This window comes from Paracoccus nototheniae, from assembly GCF_004335005.1.
Classification (GTDB): domain Bacteria; phylum Pseudomonadota; class Alphaproteobacteria; order Rhodobacterales; family Rhodobacteraceae; genus Paracoccus; species Paracoccus nototheniae.
Genome location: NZ_RQRT01000016.1, coordinates 1 through 16,686, shown reverse-complemented (window position 1 = coordinate 16,686; position 16,686 = coordinate 1). Strand labels below are relative to the sequence as shown.

At 57.8% G+C, this 16,686-nt stretch carries 15 protein-coding genes; 12 read left to right on the top strand and 3 right to left on the bottom strand.

Going from position 1 to position 16,686, the window contains the following annotated elements; genetic code table 11:
- Nucleotides 1–8 precede the first annotated feature (8 nt).
- The 3 genes from EG885_RS08380 (at nt 9) to EG885_RS08370 (ending at nt 2,399) form a co-directional block, all read left to right on the top strand.
- Nucleotides 9–419, top strand: a complete 411-nt coding sequence (locus EG885_RS08380; protein WP_207392231.1) for a cyclophilin-like fold protein — start codon at nt 9–11, stop codon at nt 417–419.
- A gap of 73 nt (nt 420–492) precedes the next feature.
- Nucleotides 493–1,239 (top strand): SDR family oxidoreductase, encoded by a 747-nt coding sequence (locus EG885_RS08375; protein WP_242679568.1) that lies wholly within the window; start codon nt 493–495, stop codon nt 1,237–1,239.
- Nucleotides 1,236–2,399 carry an alpha/beta hydrolase family protein gene (locus EG885_RS08370; RefSeq protein WP_165571077.1) on the top strand — a complete coding sequence of 388 codons (1,164 nt, stop codon included), beginning with the start codon at nt 1,236–1,238 and terminating at the stop codon, nt 2,397–2,399. The genes EG885_RS08375 and EG885_RS08370 overlap by 4 nt, the downstream gene beginning before the upstream one ends.
- Nucleotides 2,400–2,798: 399 nt before the next feature.
- On the opposite strand, the gene EG885_RS08365 is transcribed toward EG885_RS08370, so the two are convergent.
- The 3 genes from EG885_RS08365 to EG885_RS08355 are packed head-to-tail and all read right to left on the bottom strand — an operon-like array spanning nt 2,799 to nt 6,413.
- Entirely contained in the window at nt 2,799–4,748 is a 1,950-nt protein-coding gene (locus EG885_RS08365) for a coiled-coil domain-containing protein (RefSeq protein WP_131574029.1), read from the bottom strand.
- Nucleotides 4,748–5,266, bottom strand: a complete 519-nt coding sequence (locus EG885_RS08360) for an ABC-three component system middle component 2 (protein ID WP_207392230.1) — start codon at nt 5,264–5,266, stop codon at nt 4,748–4,750. Before EG885_RS08360 ends, EG885_RS08365 begins: the two co-directional genes overlap by 1 nt.
- A complete protein-coding gene (locus EG885_RS08355) occupies nt 5,259–6,413 on the bottom strand; it encodes an ABC-three component system protein (RefSeq protein ID WP_207392229.1) in 1,155 nt (384 codons plus the stop codon). Before EG885_RS08355 ends, EG885_RS08360 begins: the two co-directional genes overlap by 8 nt.
- 379 nt (nt 6,414–6,792) lie before the next feature.
- Between EG885_RS08355 and EG885_RS08350 the strand changes: the two genes are divergently transcribed.
- From EG885_RS08350 to EG885_RS08310, 9 genes are all read left to right on the top strand, one after another.
- Nucleotides 6,793–7,407 (top strand): plasmid pRiA4b ORF-3 family protein, encoded by a 615-nt coding sequence (locus EG885_RS08350; protein ID WP_131574028.1) that lies wholly within the window; start codon nt 6,793–6,795, stop codon nt 7,405–7,407.
- A gap of 40 nt (nt 7,408–7,447) precedes the next feature.
- Nucleotides 7,448–7,642 (top strand): hypothetical protein, encoded by a 195-nt coding sequence (locus EG885_RS08345; RefSeq protein ID WP_131574027.1) that lies wholly within the window; start codon nt 7,448–7,450, stop codon nt 7,640–7,642.
- A gap of 77 nt (nt 7,643–7,719) precedes the next feature.
- Entirely contained in the window at nt 7,720–8,319 is a 600-nt protein-coding gene (locus EG885_RS08340; protein ID WP_131574026.1) for a tyrosine-type recombinase/integrase, read from the top strand.
- A gap of 259 nt (nt 8,320–8,578) precedes the next feature.
- Nucleotides 8,579–8,812, top strand: a complete 234-nt coding sequence (locus EG885_RS23560; RefSeq protein WP_131574025.1) for a helix-turn-helix domain-containing protein — start codon at nt 8,579–8,581, stop codon at nt 8,810–8,812.
- Between the two features lie 312 nt (nt 8,813–9,124).
- Nucleotides 9,125–9,532 (top strand): hypothetical protein, encoded by a 408-nt coding sequence (locus tag EG885_RS08330; protein WP_242679567.1) that lies wholly within the window; start codon nt 9,125–9,127, stop codon nt 9,530–9,532.
- Complete coding sequence (locus EG885_RS08325; protein ID WP_131574024.1) at nt 9,529–11,664, top strand: DDE-type integrase/transposase/recombinase; 2,136 nt, start codon at nt 9,529–9,531, stop codon at nt 11,662–11,664. The genes EG885_RS08330 and EG885_RS08325 overlap by 4 nt, the downstream gene beginning before the upstream one ends.
- A complete protein-coding gene (locus tag EG885_RS08320) occupies nt 11,654–12,604 on the top strand; it encodes an ATP-binding protein (protein WP_165571076.1) in 951 nt (316 codons plus the stop codon). Before EG885_RS08325 ends, EG885_RS08320 begins: the two co-directional genes overlap by 11 nt.
- The gene (locus EG885_RS08315) at nt 12,604–14,400 is read left to right on the top strand and encodes a TniQ family protein (RefSeq protein WP_131574022.1); all 1,797 of its coding nucleotides are present in this window, start codon (nt 12,604–12,606) and stop codon (nt 14,398–14,400) included. Before EG885_RS08320 ends, EG885_RS08315 begins: the two co-directional genes overlap by 1 nt.
- A gap of 524 nt (nt 14,401–14,924) precedes the next feature.
- Nucleotides 14,925–16,046, top strand: coding sequence for a hypothetical protein (locus EG885_RS08310; RefSeq protein ID WP_131574021.1), 1,122 nt, complete (start codon nt 14,925–14,927; stop codon nt 16,044–16,046).
- Nucleotides 16,047–16,686 lie beyond the last annotated feature (640 nt).

Genomic DNA, 16,686 nt, shown 5'->3' with positions numbered 1-16,686 from the left:
GACCGCAGATGCTGCACCGCACCACGCTTGCCCTGATCCTCACCCTCTGCGCGAGTATACCCGCCATGGCCCAGAACAGCATTCGCATCACCAGCCCCGAAGGCTCAGTGATGGCCGGGTTGAACGACACCCCCACCGCGCAGGCGCTGCTGGCAATGCTGCCGCTGGACCTGCCGATGACCGACCACCTACGTCAGGAGAAGACCGGCGACCTGCCGCAGGCCCTGCCGGCGGGCGATCGTCAGCGCGATTTTTCTGTCGGCACGTTGGGCCTGTGGAGTTCGGGCGATTTCGTCATCTACTACGCTGCCGGGCGGGTGCCCGCGCCGGGGATCGTGATCCTGGGTCAGGTGCTGGACGACGTGTCGATCTTTGACAATGCCGACCCCGTCACGGTGCGCATCGAGGCCGTGGACTGAACCCGAACAACCGGCACGACAACAGGACGGCTGGATAATTCCGGCCGGTCCGAGAATGATTTGGAGACTGAAGATGAGCAACAATATCGACGGCAAGGTGATCGTGATCACCGGCGCCTCCAGCGGCATGGGCGAGGCTGCAGCCCTGCACTTGGCACAAGCGGGTGCCAAAGTGGTTCTGGGCGCGCGCCGCACCGACCGGCTGGACGCCGTGGTGGCGCAGATCGAGGCGGCTGGCGGCGAGGCGCTCGCCAAGGCCACGGATGTCACCAAGCTGGAGGATGTTCAGGCGCTGGTCGATGCCGCCGTTACCCGGTTCGGACGCATCGACGTGATGATTAACAATGCCGGCATCATGCCGCTGTCGCCGATCGAGAGCCTGAAGACCGACGAATGGGACCGGATGATCGACGTCAACATCAGGGGCGTCCTGCACGGCATCGCCGCCGCCCTGCCGCAGATGAAGGCGCAGAAATCAGGGCAGTTCATCACCACCTGCTCGGTGGCGGGGCATTTGGTCTTTCCGGCCTCGGCGGTCTATTCCGGCACCAAATACGCGGTCCGCGCCATCTGCGAGGGTCTGCGCCAGGAGGTGAAGCCCTACAACATCCGCTCCACCATCCTGTGTCCCGGCGCGGTCAGGACCGAGCTGCTGGAGCAGATCTCGGACGCGGCGGTGAAGGCCGCGAACAGCGACTATGTGGGGCAAGTCGGTATCCCCGCCGACAGCTTTGCGCGCATGGCCGCCTTTGTGATCAGCCAGCCCGAGGATGTGGACGTGAACGAAATCATCTTCCGTCCCACCGCCCAGCAGATGTGATTCGAACGCGCGGCGACATTCGTCGCCGCGCCCGTCGGCATTGCACGTGCCGACCTAATTCTTACCCGAGCCCGGAGAGAGCAATGTCACCGAATATCAGACGCATGATCAGAGCTGCCCTGCTGCTGAGCGCTGCGGGGACATCTCCCGCCTTCGCGCAGCAGCTCGGCGATCTGGCCACGCCCGAAGCCCCGCTGATCCTGCAGAACCGTGGCAGCCTGATCATCGGCGGTGACAGCATCCCCCAGACCCCCGATCAGCTGTCCAGCATCATCGCCACGCCACCTGCCGAACCAGGGCATGTCACCGTCAACCAAATGTATGTCGAGTTCATGGAACCGCAGGATGCCACCGGCCAGTCGGTGATCATGACCCATGGTGCGACGCTGAGCGGCAAGACCTATGACACCACTCCGGATGGTCGGATGGGCTGGTATGAGTATTTTGTGCGTCAGGGCTTTCCGACCTATATCGTCGATCAGGCCTCACGCCCCCGGTCGGGCGTGGATATTTCCGTCTACAACAACGTCCGCACCGGGGCGCAGCCGCCCGAGGATCTGCCGAACGCCTTCCGGATCTCGCAGGAAGATGGTCTGGCGCAATTCCGCATCGGCGTGCGCAACGGCGACCCGTTCGGCGACACGCAGTTCCCTGTGGACGCGCTGGATCAGCTTGCGGCGCAATCACTCGCCGACTTCAACGCAACCCTTTCGCAACCCAACCCGACCTATGGAGCACTTGCGGACCTTGGCGCGCAACTGGGCGGTGCGGTGATCATGGGGCATTCGGAAAGCGGCCTTTTCCCACTGCATGCGGCCCTTGCCAACCCGGCCGGCGTCGACAAGATGATGCTGATCGAACCGGGCACCTGCCACGAGATCGACTGGACCGAAGAGCAGATGGGCATTTTTTCCTCCAAGCCCCTGCTTGTCGTGTTCGCGGACCATCTGGACGCCGCCGGCACGGTCCCGGGCTTCACTTGGCAAAGCGCCTATGACGATTGCGTCACGTTCGTGGCCAAGGTCAATGCGGCGGGCGGACAGGCAAAAATGATGCACCTGCCAGAGGCGGGCTTTACCGGAAACAGCCACCTGCTGATGATGGAGGAAAACAATCTTCAGATTGCGGATGCCCTGATCGACTGGATCAACAGCAACTGACGGCAGGTCGACAACGAATAGCGTCCCCGTCCAACCTGTTGATCCTAGCGCCAACGGTTCTGCGCCGCGGATGAACGGCCGCTTCAACGTCATACGGCGGCGGATTGCTGCAGCACCAACAGGCCGCTCTTTGCCAATCGAGGCAGTTTCCGCACCGCCCTAAACCGCAAAGCTGCAGGTGCGGCGAACGGCCGTTTGGTCCCGCATAGGAGACGGATCAGACCGGCAGGCGAGCGGCAGCTATGCGGACCTTTCGGTCACTCCCTCCGGGTGCAATTTCATCGCCTTCGCGAGCCCGGAAGTCGCATTGAGGGGCGAAAAGCGGTCGTTCGCTTTGATCGACAACTGACATCAGCGCCGCTCAACAATCAAAGGGGCCGCTTGTGGCTACAATTACCACTACGTTGATGCTACCACACCCGGAATAAATCCGGCTCGCTCGAACGCTTCGGCATCTGCACCTGCGAAGAGCTGCAGGTTCAGCACATCGTGAAGGTTTTCGGCGGGTTCTTTGTTCTCCAAAACGATAATCTGCAGGCCAGGGTCCAAACTGGAAAGTGCGTTCCAGAACATCGGCTCGATCCGACCATCAATCTCGTCCTCCCCCGCGGGGGTTTCTCTTGGGGTGCCGAGGCGCTGCTTCACTGTGGTTAGGGGAGAGTCGAGGACTAGGAAGCCCGGATGCGGAGTGCGCCTATCGCGGCAGTAGCATAGTAGTGCCACAGAGAATGCTGCATGCAACACTGCGCGCAGTCCCTTACCATGTGACCGCCGTGGCTTGCCATTAACCTTGATGTCGTAGCGGTCCCGATCTTCTTCGAACTCTACCCGAACATCATCGGCCCAGGACCATGCTTTTAGTACCGCTTCCACTTCACGACAGAACCGAGTGAGCGCCGCGGGATCGAGCGGAGCCCAAGTCTGCGTAGATTTAGACCGGGGAAGCTGCCCCTCCAACTCCTGCCGCATCGTTACGAGCCGCGCGTATTGCCCCCTGTCATCCTCTAACGCCTGCAGGTGAAGACGGCGGCGAACGAGATCGTTTAAAGTCGCCTGCGTGCGCTGCCGCCCTGGGGCTAGAACCTGATCCAAACGTGTATCGATCTCGTCAAGCCGAGTTGCCGCTTCCGCGCGGCTTGTGCGAGCCGCGTTTTGGCGAGCCTCAAGATCGGCGATCGCCGCTCCAAGGTCGTGTTGCAGGCCCCGGATTTTACCTGCCTCGGCGACGGTGGCCTCTCGGACTTTGGCTGCGTCCGCTACTTCGCCATCCGTATCTTGGTGCCTATGGGGTTCGCTGCCCAACCTTTGTCCGCAAAGGGGGCATGAGGTATCTTGGAGGTGGCCAAAATAGTGCACCCCCTCCGACAGAAAGTCGAGGCGCTGCAGGTCGGACGTATAGCGCTCGTCGAGTAGATGGTAGCGAACCAGCATGCCATGGATTGCAAGAAGTTGTGTATCGGCCCGGACACGCTGTTCGTTTCGTTCGGCACGCTCGTCGCGCAGGGCCGCTCGTTCCTGAGCGTTCATTTCTAAGGTATTCGACAAATCGTTGATTGTCGCGGTGAGGCGTTTGACGCTCGCCGCTTCGTCGGCCTCGTCGTGGGAGTACAGCCGCTCCTCTATGGGTGCGAGCAGCTCATCGACTAAGCCAATCTTGGCTTTAATTTTCGCTTTGGTCAGTTCCGCGCGCTCGTGCGCAATTATCCCTGCGTCATCTTTGCCCGTCAGAAGATAGGAGAACATCCGCTTCGCCGGGGTCGTGTCGTAGCCAATGGAGATGATTGGAGAGCCTTCTGCGATGATGGCGTCCTCGTTCACCAGGAAGGCTGGAATGAGCGTCCGAATCGAAAGCCGTTGAGTGCTTCCGTCGTTGTTCTTTCTCAGCTGGACATCACCGCCCATTCCGAAAAATGGAAGCACGCGGGAAGTCACATCTGGGGCTTTCTGCTGCCCTCTGCGTCGAGCAACCAGCACCTCGGGATCGCTTGAAGCGGGAGGCACCAGGTGGCCTTCTTCCGCTGCTTCCATCGCGCTCTCAGCCCCCTCCTCGGTATGAACAAGATTGGCGATGGACGTAGAATGAGCGTGGACATCACCGCCACTGAGGTGACGTTCAAGGGTTAAAATGTTGTCACCTTCGCGAAACTCAACCCATGCCAGTTCATAATCGGCTGCTTCGTTGATCACCTTCGTAAGTTCGTCTGCCCCGAGCACGTAGTCGACCAAGCGCAGCAGGTAGCTTTTCCCGGTGTCCGAGTCCCCTGTCACCACGTTGGGGCCGGGCAAAAAGCGGATGAGCGCGTCTTCGATGCCGGCGCCTGTAAGTCGAATTTCTGCGAGATACGCCATTAGAATTCCAGATCACCGAGGGCCGCGAGAGTCTCAAACTCCGCGCCCCACGTCCCAACCCGCTCCGCCATGAAAGCCTGCAAGTCATCGTCCGACCGCGCCCCGAAGGTGTCAACGATCCACCGAGCCCTCTTCTGAATCGCGGCCGCATAGGGAGTCTTCAGAAGACCGATGAATGCGGTGGTCATCTCAGAGCCTACGTAAGCGATGCCATCGCTCGTGAGCTTCTTCGTCACAAGTTCACGAGCGTACATCAAATCCATGCCCGTTTGGACAAGGTCGCGCTTGACAATCCACTCCGACCCCCGTTCAGGCACCGCCGGGTGCAAGCTTGCTGGTCCGCCTTCCACGTCGCCGGAATGAACTAGCAAATAGTCGTAGCTGATCAGTCTTTGTAGGTCGCATGGCGAGGGCCGGCACACCGAAAGGATAAACAGAAGTCGAAGGCCGCATTCCAACGGCGTGTTGAACGGACGCGGCAGCTCGTTGCGCAGTGGGCGTGATGCACGCTCAGCCATCGTCACACCAGGACACGTCGCGCTCGTTCGCCAAGTGGTGGCACACGCCTTCTCGGTCACGCGCCGTCATATGAGGCTCAAGCACATGACCCGTGATTTGCTGAGCCTGCGCAGCCTTGATTGTGTCAGTTAGACGGACGTAGCCGCTTGCGGCAGCACCGGTGTAGTGATGGTAGAGGCCGTCCTGAAACTCAGTTAGCAGGTCCTCGAAGAACTCCACCCGGTCCATATTATCGCGGGCGAGCTCCTTGAGACCTTCGGCGCTGTAGAACGACAAACGTGAACGCTCGAAGAGACGGCGTGGCGCTAGCGTGCTTGCAAAATCAGCCTCGCCGTCAATAACTTCTCCGGTCATCTCAGAGATAACTTCAAAAAGACGTCGTACGTAAGGGCGTTCCTTCTCCGCCACCTGCGATGGCGGCTCAGCAGGTTTGGGTCGCTCGATCAACGGGGCCCCGAAGACAAGAGGGTGATAGCGTGTCAGCCCGTGCTCGGCGATCAATTCCAGTGGCTGCTTAACTCGCACGAACGAGTAGTCCAGCTGCTCCACAAAGTCACGGAACGCTCCGTACAGCGCGATCGTCTTCTTCAACGTGATTTTCTTCGCGCATTGCTCGTCCCAGTTCTTAATGAGGTGAGCCTTCAGCTTGGCTGGCTCGTCGATCAGATCTTGCAGGTCGCCGGTGACACCTTTCCAGGTGACAAACCAGTATTCCGAAGGGAGGGAGTAGTCGCCGTTATATGCGTAGAACAGAACCTTAGCGATCTCCGCGGCCGCGATGCTGGGGCCAATCGGGGATGCGTAGCGCTTCGCTTGGTACAGCTTCCAGTGACGCTCTGGTGCCCCCGGAGCACCAAACCACACAACAATATCACGGCCCTTGTCTCCAGCTCCGCCACGCTGCTGCACATTGTCAACGCAGGGCACTACCTGCTTCAGGTAGCCTTCGGCCCATTCAAGGATGAAGCGTTCGAACTCGTCAGCACTGAAGAGGCGCAGCCGGTCGAGGGGATTGACCGGCAGGCCTTGACCTAAGCCGAGAAGGCGCGCGTTGGCGCCCGGCCAACTTGTCGGAGCGTCGAGAGGGGCGATGTGCTGGACAGTCGCCAACGCACCGTCGTTGGGCGTGGAGGGATACTTGCTCATCTGAATACTACTGCGCCTCCCCCCATCGTCCGTGCCGAGAACTGTTTCGCATCTAGACCATTTCTTTGCAAATGCTCAAAAGCCAATGCTTGTTGCGCGATCTGCTTGTGGCAGAACGAGCCTCGGCGGCTCAGGGCTCAGAGCCGACCTTCTCGAACGGCGCCCCGGCTGCAACTTGTGCGCCTTGACAACCATTGATCAGCGTCCTGAGCATGGCATGCTGTATGGCGCGCCGTGACGATCAACCCTGTCCTATTGCCTGCGAACCCACTGCCCTCACAGCAGCCTCCGCCCGGCGCATTGGACTGTTAGGAGGTCAAGATTGCCGTTGCGGACGACGCCACTTACTTTGCAGTCAAACTAACTGATCAGGCCCAGAATGACCGAAAAGATCGCGCGCCTTCGCTTTGAGCTGTTACACATCGAACCGTGCATCTGGCGGAGCGTCGAAGTCAGCCTGAAAACCAATCTGCGGTCGCTGCACGAGCTGATCCAGGCTGTCATGCCGTGGGAGGGTTACCATCTGTATGAGTTCACGATCGGCGAACGGGCCTATGGCGAACCTGATCCAGAAGATGCGGCTTGGGGTCGCAAGACTTATCAGGCCAAGGGCATGCAGCTCGGTAAGCTCATCGAGCGCAGTATCATCGAGCTTCTTTACACCTATGATTTCGGCGACAACTGGCAGCACCGCATTGTCGTTGAACATGTCGAAGATGCCGACCCTGCCACCGATTATCCTCGATTTGTAGCCGGTGAACGCACCGCCCCACCCGAAGATGTCGGCGGGCCATCAGGTTTTATGGAGTTTACCAAAGCGATCGCGAACCGCCGCCACCCGCAACACAAAGAGATGGTACGCTGGTACGGGGGTCCGTTTCACCCGACTGATTTCGGCAAGGCGGAGGTCGCGGCGCGCGTCCGTGTCATCGCCGCAAGGCGGAAAATTGCGCTTGAGGCCTTCGCGCGCAGCCAGCAGCTTCGACAGCCGTAGCGTCGTGGCGCCATCCCATGCAGGATCGAGGAGAGCCCAGATGACAGCACGACATCATCCTGACAGTCACGAACTGGATGACTGGGGTTTGTACGGGCCGAAGGATCCCGAGATTCGTTGGCACGTGGATCGCCTCGCTCAGGATCACGGACTGCGGGTCCGCGAGATCGAGGGTCTGATCCTCCAAGCGCTGAAGGACCGGCTTGCCTTAGAGGAGGCACGTCGGAAGTCGTGACGCGGGACTCTTTACACAATGAGCGTTTCGTCAAGAGTTGAGGATGACGGAGCCAGCAGTGGCAGGGGGAGGACCGCATGTCTGAGCCGCGCGCCAACCGGCGTTTTGTCAAGAGTGACGGGATCGCGCCCGTCGATGCCCATCAGCGCCCGCGCGATTACCTGACGCCGGATGAGATGAGGCGGCTGCTGGTCGCGGCCCGGTCCGGGCGGCACGGCCCGCGCGATCATGCCATGCTGCTCCTCATGTATCGGCATGGCCTGCGGGTGAGCGAATTGATTGCGCTGCGCCGCAGTGATCTTGATCTGAAAGCAGGACATCTTTGGGTTCATCGGTTGAAGCGTGGTCTCTCCACCAGCCACCCCCTGGCAGGCGATGAGCTGCGCGCGATCCGGCGCCTTCTGGTCGGACGGCAGGATGGCCTGTCCTGGCTGTTCCTGTCCGAGCGCGGTCAGCCGATGACGCGGCAGGCCATCAACTATCTCGTGACGGTCATTGCGGCGCGGGCGGGGCTCGACGCTGTCCATCCGCACATGCTGCGACATTCCTGCGGACATGCCTTGGCCCATGCCGGGCGCGACCTGCGCCTGATCCAGGATTATCTCGGCCATCGCGATCCCCGGCATACGGCACGCTATACGAGAACGGCAGCAACGCGGTTCGAAGGACTTTGGTAACATCAAGAGGGGTAGGCAAAGAAGCCAGGCGCCAAGCCATTATCCTCAGAAACGACACCCCTTTTTTTATAATATAAATGAAAGATTTCATTCCTCAACAATTGTGAACATAAATGAATTGTTTGAATGATATATTTATTGTTGTCCGGGCGTTTTACGTGAAGTGAAAAAAACCATTGATCTTCCAATATCCAATTGACGGATCGAATCACCCAGAGTCTATAGGAAGTACGTTGGACCACTATTTTGCGGGACGTAAATGTCTGTTGATCTGCAGCGCCACCAACTGTTGAAACTTCGGCTTCGGTCGAAGGGAAGCTCGTTTGCGCAGATCGCCAAAAGTCTTAGCGTGCTTCAGTCCAGCGTGACCGTTGTCAGTCAAGGCTACCGGCGGTCGCATCGGATACAAGAGGCGATTGCGACCGAGCTTCAGACGACGCCAGCTGACATTTTTCCTGAACGTTATGCAGAAAGGGAGGGCATTTCGCACTGATCCTCTCGACAACGGAAAAGGCCCTCCTGCGCTAACAGGAAGGCCTTTGAAATAAGACGTCGTTTGCTACCGACCCTTATTTCATCCCCCGAGTCGAACGAAAAGTCAACCCGCCGGATCCTAATCCGGCGGGGCCGTTCAACACATTTAGAACAAGGGGGAGTTGGCCCCGCCCGTAACTCCGAACCTTCGGTGCGCTGGTGGTGCCCTCCAGACATCATGAAAACAAACCTAATCTACCGTGGCCCGGAAGCGAGTCACGCGACGCGTATGATCTCGCGCCGATCAAAGGCCAGCCTGCGTGGCGCGCTCATGGCGATGCTGCCAGGTTTTGAGCGCCCGCGCATCATCCAGTTCGAGAGTGCTCTCGAGTACGCATTTTTGTGCCTGATGTTGGTGCGCGAGGATGTGCATCACATCTGGGAGCAGCCGACGGCCGTGCCGTACATCGATGCCGGCGGGCAGCCGGTGTCGCATGTATTCGACTTCCTCGTGACGAAGGCATGCGGAGAGCGCATCGCGGTGGCCATCAAGCCGATGGAGCGTGTGATCGGGCGGAATTTCGTCTCTGAGTTGGAGCGGGTGGCCGCGGCAACGCCGAAGCATTTTGCGGACCGGGTCATGCTGATCACGGATCGGCATCTTGATCGTCGTGCTGCTGCCGAGGCTGCACGTCAGCTGGCTCGGTCGCGTCCTGCTCTCACGGAGGTGGCGGCATGAACACCAACATCCGTTTCTCGAAATCTGACCTGATCACCGCGGCCGGCGTCGCCATGCGCCCACTGGAAATCGACGACAAGGGCGGGCTGTTTGAGCGCTTAGGCCAACCCGGCATTACCGAGAGGCTGTCGCATGAGGAGCTATCGAACCTGCTCAGTCGGCCGGATACGTCCTATGTGGCGGGCTATTTCGATCGCGCTGTGCAAGATCTCCGCGGCCGGAAACCGTCTGATGTCATCAACATCCTTGCCGATCCGATCCGGCGCCTTGTGATCTGGCGAAAGGCGGTCTGTGACGCCTTTCTCTCCCTCGAGGCATCTGAGAAAATCAACCGGACCCATGAGGGCTATCTTAGGGGCAGCGCGCAATTGGCCGCTGAGGTGGAGCGACGTGTAGGCGAAGGTATGTCTGCGGGGAAACTCCCCCGACCTGGCGCGGACGTCGTCACACGCCAGCTTCCAGGCAGCCGCACCGCGTTTGAGTGGATGCGCGAATATGAGCGGGCGGGGTACTCCGTCGTCGCGCTGATACCGGAAACGCATCGCTGCGGTAATCGCTCGTTGCGATGGTCGTATCATACCGAAGCCTTGATGAACCAGGTCATCGAGATTTATGCGGACACTCAGCGTCCTACCAAAGCACTGGCTGTTGCGGGGACGCGGCGCCTGTTCTTCCGCGAGAACGAACGGAGATTGGCAGCTGGAGCCGCACAGCTGGTCGTGCCCTCAGCTTCCAGTATCGACCGGCGCCTGAGCCTGGCAGACCCGTATTATGTTTATGCCAAGCGGCATGGCACCGCAGCCGCGAACGCCAGATTCACGCTGTATGAAAATGGCGTGGATGTTCAGCAGCCTCTCGAGCGGGTCGAGATGGATGAGAACCGCCTCGATGTGATCTCGCTCCTGACGCTCAGTGGCATCTGGGATCACCTTCCTCCGGAAAGGCAGGAACGGTTCGAGTCCGGGCGTCGCTGGCTCTATGTCGCCATCGACTGCGCCACGAGATGTATACTGTCCATGCGCTTGGCTGAGACACCGAACGCTGGTGATGCGGTCAGGGCGCTGCGGGAGATCTTCATCGATAAAACGCCAATGGCGCGTGCGGCCGGGTGCGAAAGTACTTGGCACCACCACGGCGGAGTGCAGGCTATTGTCACCGATCAGGGGACAGCATTCACTTCCGATGATTTCCAAGGGACTGTCCTGTCGCTTGGCATCACTGCCCTCCTGCCGCCCGCGGGGAAGCCTTGGCTTCGGGCGCACATCGAAACATTTTTCCGGACGTTCGGACACAAGTTGATGCCACTTCTGGTCGGCAGAACTTTCTTCGACATGATCCAGCGGGGCGACTACCCCTCGGAGAAATTGGCCTGCCTTTGCGACGCCGATCTGATCACCATCCTGCTGACCTATGTCGTCGACATCTACCATAATGAGGGTCATGGCTCGCTAGGCGGGGAAAGCCCCAATCAGGCTTGGGCGCGGTTGGTCGCCAAGCATGGAACGCCTCCAGTTCCGGATGGCTTAACCCTGCGCCGTGCATTCGGCAGGCCCCTTCAACGCACGCTTCGCGGTGACGGCGTTCTGTTCTCGGGTTTAAGCTATAATTGCGGGGCCCTTCGCGAGGCGTTTCTGCATTCCCCGCAACGGAGCGTGGAAATCCGGGCGGACCTGCGGGACATCGGCTGGATTGCTGTGAAGGTCGGTGCCACCTGGCACCCTGCTCTAGCAAACCAGGGCGGCTTCGACGGCGTCAGCTACGATCTGATGCAGGAAGCGACCCGAACGCTGCGCATCAAGAATCGTCGGGAAGCCGAGTTGGATGCACCGAAGGTTCGCAGGGGTATCGAGCGCATCTCGGACACCACTCGTCAGGCGTTCGAGCTTCAGGAACTGACCCCGTTCCATACGAAGGATGTGGATGTGGAGCGCAACCAAGCTGCCCTGCACTACCCGGTTCGATCCGATGCGGAGCGCCTCGGGAACAGGGCCGCGTCTGCGGACCCCTTGGCGGACGGCATGCAGATCACGCCATCCACGCCCATGCCGCCATACATGCCCAAAGATGAGCCTGAGCAACAGGCGCAGGGTCGCGTGCGTCGGAACCGTTGGAGGTTTGACGATGACCAGTAACAGGATCAAACAGACCGCCCAGAAGATCGCGCTCCTGCGCGACCACTTCATCCACCATGACCGCTTCGAACCACTAGAAAACCGTTTTTCCCTCCTGATCGAAAAACGACTGGCTGATTGCGAGGCGGGTCGGACAAGCGAGGCTCATGGTCTGGCACTTTCAGGCCTGTCTGGCACCGGCAAGACGTCGGCAATGGATCAGCTCATGATGCGGGGCCGTCAGCGGCTTGATCGCTCTGGCCATCAGAGTTTCTCAAACTTCAGCATCCGGGTACCGTCACCGGCGACGCTGAAGTTCGTCGGGCAGACCCTGTTACGGGCGTTGGGCTACCAGATCAGTTCAGAACGCCAGGCGTGGTACATCTGGGATCTCGTCCGGCACCATTTAAAGGAGCGCAAGGTTCTGTTCGTCCATCTGGACGAAGCTCAGGATCTGGCGTCCCGCGGAACGCGGCATGAACTGAATTCCGTTGCCTCCATGCTCAAGACGCTCATGACAGACCCGGAATGGCCTGTCGGCATCATTCTCTCGGGCACGCCTGAGTTGGAAGACATTCTGAACCATGATCCTCAGCTTGCCCGTCGTATGGACACAGTCCACTTTGAAAGCTTGTCACCGGTGGCGCATGGCAATGATGTCCTTGACCTGATCGAAAACTACTGCAGCAAGGCTAAGCTGGAGCCTGGCCCGGACATTCTCGAACTTGCGCATGGGGAGCGGTTGATCCACGGGGCTGCAAATCAGTTCGGGTTGGTCATCGAGCTAACCCTTGCCGCCATCGAACAAGCTTACCTTGCTGATGTATCGCGATTGACCCGTAGCCATTTCTCCCAGGCCTATCACCTGCGCACGTCCTGCACAGACATGTTCAATCCTTTCGTCATTCCGGATTTCCACCGCATTGATGCGCGGCAGGTTTTTGCGAGGGAAAGACGGTGATGTTCATGAGCCTAAGGAGCCTCCCTCTGACGGTCAACTTGGTGTCAGGCGAGTGCGCCACATCATATGCATCTCGCCTCGCACGGCGAAACGGCGTCCCGCGGCTGATTACGTTCTGCTCTGACCTTGGTATTAACTACTTCGCGCTGGTCAACGGAGACGCGATTGAGGTCGAGCGGTTAGCGGCTTTGGGAGGGGTCGACAGTGCACTATTGCAGCAAGGGACGCCGCAGCTTCTTGAACCCGGCTGGTTTCAGTTAGCCAACGAGCGAATCAAATTCACCGCGTTTAGCAGAACAACACTTCGATGCTGCCCGGCTTGCCTTTCAGAAGCGCAAAATTCTGGCGACGTCGCGCAGCCTGGGCTTTGGCAGCTTACCTCCATCAGAACCTGCGCAATACATGGGTGCTTACTTGCTGCCCTGCCAAAGCCAAGCACGGTCAACGATACGTTCGACTTTGCGGCCTTAATTGGTGGCTATGCTGCTACTGCGCCGGTCGAGGTGGCGGCGGGCGTGGAGACGTTGACGCAGTACCTGCGTGACCGTGTTCTGCGGGGCAGGGGAAGCAGCTGGGTTGATCAGTTGCCTTTTCATGTCGCAAGCCAGACATGTGAAATGTTTGGGCTGCTCCTCACGGTGGGTCCTGACGCACAGCGCAAGGGTATAACTACGGGCGAATGGGCGGCCGCCGGTGCTGCGGGTTTAACGGTCCTTCAGGGCGGCCCCGACGCCTTCTCGGCCAAGCTTAAAGACGTTCAGTCGGCGCAGCCAATGGAGAACGGCTCGTACCGTGCGCGGCTTCGTGTGTTCTTTGAATGGCTGCGGTACCGCGACGACGATCCTGATTTCGACGTCATCCGCGACATTGTCAGAAAATTCGTATTCGAGAATTTCCCGATAGCGGAAGGGCAGATAGTGCTGGGTCATCCTTGCCCGGAGCAGATGGTACATTCCATGGCTACCGCGAGAAGGATCTATGGCATTTCGAGCTGGCAGCTCGGAAGACGCCTGGAAACAATCGGCCTCGCAAGGCGCAGCACTTCAGGGCAAGTCTACACCTTAGACAAGTATATTCCTGCCCAGATCGTCCAAAACATTGTCACAGAAATCAATGCTCTTCTCAACGCCACAGACGCTGGAAGACAACTTGGCATTGACCGCATATCCATCGCGATGATGACGAAACAAGGTCTGATTGCTCGATATTATGAGGGTGTAAGTTCCTCGCCCCTCTACCACCCCGACGAGTTGTGCAGGCTCATGGACAGGCTGCGTGCATTGGCAGTGCGGGCCACAGCCTCAACCGACGATGTAGATATACCCACTGCCGCGCGCCGCATCAGTGTCCCCATGGAAAGGGTGACAGAACTCATCTTGCGATTGCGGGTGCCTTTAAGGACAAGAAGTCCGGAAGCAGCCAGTTTCCGAGATTTCGAAGTCTCCCTGCGGCACCTTCGAGACGCACTCGCCAGTGAACATGACGGAGCTGTCAAATTTGACGTTGCCGCCGAAATCCTGCAGGTCAACCGTCGTACAGTACGTATCCTGTTGAAGCAGGGGCTGTTAAATTCCAAGACTGTTATAGATCCTGCAACATGTCAGCTGCGGCGCTATGTCTGTTTTGACTCGCTTCAACAGTTCCAGGTAGATCACATCACGTCTGCCGAATTGGCTGCTCAAGTCGGTCATCTTCAAGGTTCGACATGTGTCACACGCAATGGTGGGCAAGTCATGCCACTTCCCTTGGATTATTGGTGTACGACTATCTTTCGACGACATGACCTAGAACTCTGAACAACTTCAAACTGGTACTTGCATATTTGTGCTGCTCAAAGTTGCTCGTTTTAGGCTGAACTGGCCCCCGTTTCTCTGTGAACAGCACAGCGCAAGCGTGCGGCGCTACGTCTCGATTAAGGAGTTCGCCAATGGATACATCACTGTTGTCGATTTGGCTGCACGATCTGGCCGCATGCTTGGCGTCAAGGCCATTGTACAGACGGATAGTGGTATGCAGCCAGCTGCTCTCGATGCACGATGCAACACCGTATTTCGTCGGAAAGAACTAAAGAAATAAGTAGCTACTGCTTGGCGCAAACTGCCAACATGGCTGGGTCAAATTCTATGGAAGCAAGGCCATACAGTTGACAATCTCCGAGAAGAGAAGCTTCTGTATCGAGCGGCGTAGCCGCCTTCTGTCCTCGTGGACATGCGTGTTCTTAACGTAGGAAACGGGGATTCGCTATCTTTTTTCCTGCAAGTTTTGTCTTTAAAATATGTCACGTTTGCCTAAGACGCAAAAATATTAGAGGAGCGTTCATTTGATCCGTGTGTTTAAGTCTTCATCGGGTTCGCCAACTTTGGTTGAGCTAAATGCGGATGCGATCGCAGCCAACAATGTAGCGGGGCGCCAAACGAATATTGTGATTGACACTAATATCATGATATCAATTGAGAGCGCTTACCGCACGAGCTACAGACATAGAGCCCTGAAGGGTGCTGGACTGTTGGATTTTGTTAAAGCAATTGGTTCGAGCCGAAAAGCGGGGGTTTTTCTATCCCCTGGGCCAGCATATCAAGAACTACCACCATTTCGGCGGAAAAGCGTTGAGGCCGCCTTCGAGAGGTTCACTAAAGACTATCTTCCTAAGTTTTCGGATGATCCGAATTCCACAAAAGTTCCCTTCCCGGACGGAGAAGCGGTTCATGAAAAATTCAAGGATATTTCTTTTGAAAGGCAGATGGTGATAGCCATCTCCTATGCCTCACTGTTGGCGCTGAATACTATTGACACTTGCGAAGATCTCACCGCGGACGAGAAGTTCGAGTTGTACATCGATTATTGTGCCGATGTTCTGGACCTCGTCAGTTTAAAAGAGCTTTCGATAGCTCGTTATGCATTCGCTCCGCAGGATGGCATCACCGATGACGCTAGGAAAAGGGTTTCGGCGATAAGAAGTAATTTCCTAAAGCTGAAGAAGGGCGCCGGTAAGGGGCTTCAAGAATTCGAGCGCATCAAAAGAATCGCATTGAACGGGGCGAACGATTTGAAGTTGATATCATCAGCAGACATGATCGATAACTCGCGGGAAATTTTTTCATTTGGAACGGTAAATATGGACGTTTGGATCGCAACCAGCGACGAAAAACTGTTCGAGTTTTGTAGCGCCTGCCCCGGATTTTTGGTCTCAAGCAGCGGTGGACCACTTGCTCGATACGTCGACACGCACGCAGACATCACACGCACACGATACTGGCGCGATAGCCTCAACCTTCAAGAGCGTGTACTCAATGCGAGGATAGCAAAGGTTTTCGGCGAACTGGATATCTCTAGTATTGTGGCTTCTGCGTTGCAGATGGAAGTTAAGCTGGAAGAAAGCCAAGCCAAAGATTTCCTCAAGGGGAGAAGATGGAGAGTTGCAGAAACGACGCGCGACAACTGACATCCATGGGCTCGAAGTGCAGCGTGAGGGTCGGCAATGCGTCGGCCCTTTTCGACTGGAGAGGAAAAATCCTGACGCAATAGGCAGGATACATCTCGCTGCACTTGCAGTGTGATCGAACAATGCTAACCAAGTACGCCGTTGTCGCGCCGCTCGGATTAGGGAATACCGACGGTCAGGTACATTCAAATCGCCGGAAGGAGCACCACGACATGTCGGATCGGATCAGAACACGGGGCAGAGATTGGGCTGCGGCCCATCAGAGGCAAACCTTTCTGACAGAAAAGGCAGGCCCGCCTTCGCAGCCGGAGTAAGCCCCACTGTTTTCACGTAATCTTTTCAATCGCAAAAGGCAGGACTATCTGATCCCTGCCAGGAATTGTTTACTGTAGCGCTGCAGGGACTTTGTCCTACGCGGCCTTACTTTGTCCCTCACCAGCACGAAGTTTGTCCATGGGCAGTGTTCTGCGGCAAATAGATTTGCCTCTTCTGTCAGACGGTCTGCCTCTCAGGCTTGCTAGGGTCAGGATGCATTGATTTCCGTTTCGCGGCGTGATTCACGGCCCAGAAACGGAGCGGTGACATGAGCGACCTTTTCTGGCTGACTGCCGCGCAGATGGCACGCATGGCCCCCTTTTTT

Excerpts from the sequence above, each read along its gene's own strand:
- EG885_RS08380 (WP_207392231.1), top strand. The coding sequence starts at position 9 with ATGCTGCACCGCACCACGCTTGCCCTGATCCTCACCCTCTGCGCGAGT.
- EG885_RS08375 (WP_242679568.1), top strand. The coding sequence starts at position 493 with ATGAGCAACAATATCGACGGCAAGGTGATCGTGATCACCGGCGCCTCC.
- EG885_RS08365 (WP_131574029.1), bottom strand. The coding sequence starts at position 4,748 with ATGGCGTATCTCGCAGAAATTCGACTTACAGGCGCCGGCATCGAAGAC.
- EG885_RS08360 (WP_207392230.1), bottom strand. The coding sequence starts at position 5,266 with ATGGCTGAGCGTGCATCACGCCCACTGCGCAACGAGCTGCCGCGTCCG.
- EG885_RS08355 (WP_207392229.1), bottom strand. The coding sequence starts at position 6,413 with ATGAGCAAGTATCCCTCCACGCCCAACGACGGTGCGTTGGCGACTGTC.
- EG885_RS08350 (WP_131574028.1), top strand. The coding sequence starts at position 6,793 with ATGACCGAAAAGATCGCGCGCCTTCGCTTTGAGCTGTTACACATCGAA.
- EG885_RS08345 (WP_131574027.1), top strand. The coding sequence starts at position 7,448 with ATGACAGCACGACATCATCCTGACAGTCACGAACTGGATGACTGGGGT.
- EG885_RS08340 (WP_131574026.1), top strand. The coding sequence starts at position 7,720 with ATGTCTGAGCCGCGCGCCAACCGGCGTTTTGTCAAGAGTGACGGGATC.
- EG885_RS23560 (WP_131574025.1), top strand. The coding sequence starts at position 8,579 with ATGTCTGTTGATCTGCAGCGCCACCAACTGTTGAAACTTCGGCTTCGG.
- EG885_RS08330 (WP_242679567.1), top strand. The coding sequence starts at position 9,125 with ATGGCGATGCTGCCAGGTTTTGAGCGCCCGCGCATCATCCAGTTCGAG.
- EG885_RS08325 (WP_131574024.1), top strand. The coding sequence starts at position 9,529 with ATGAACACCAACATCCGTTTCTCGAAATCTGACCTGATCACCGCGGCC.
- EG885_RS08320 (WP_165571076.1), top strand. The coding sequence starts at position 11,654 with ATGACCAGTAACAGGATCAAACAGACCGCCCAGAAGATCGCGCTCCTG.
- EG885_RS08315 (WP_131574022.1), top strand. The coding sequence starts at position 12,604 with ATGTTCATGAGCCTAAGGAGCCTCCCTCTGACGGTCAACTTGGTGTCA.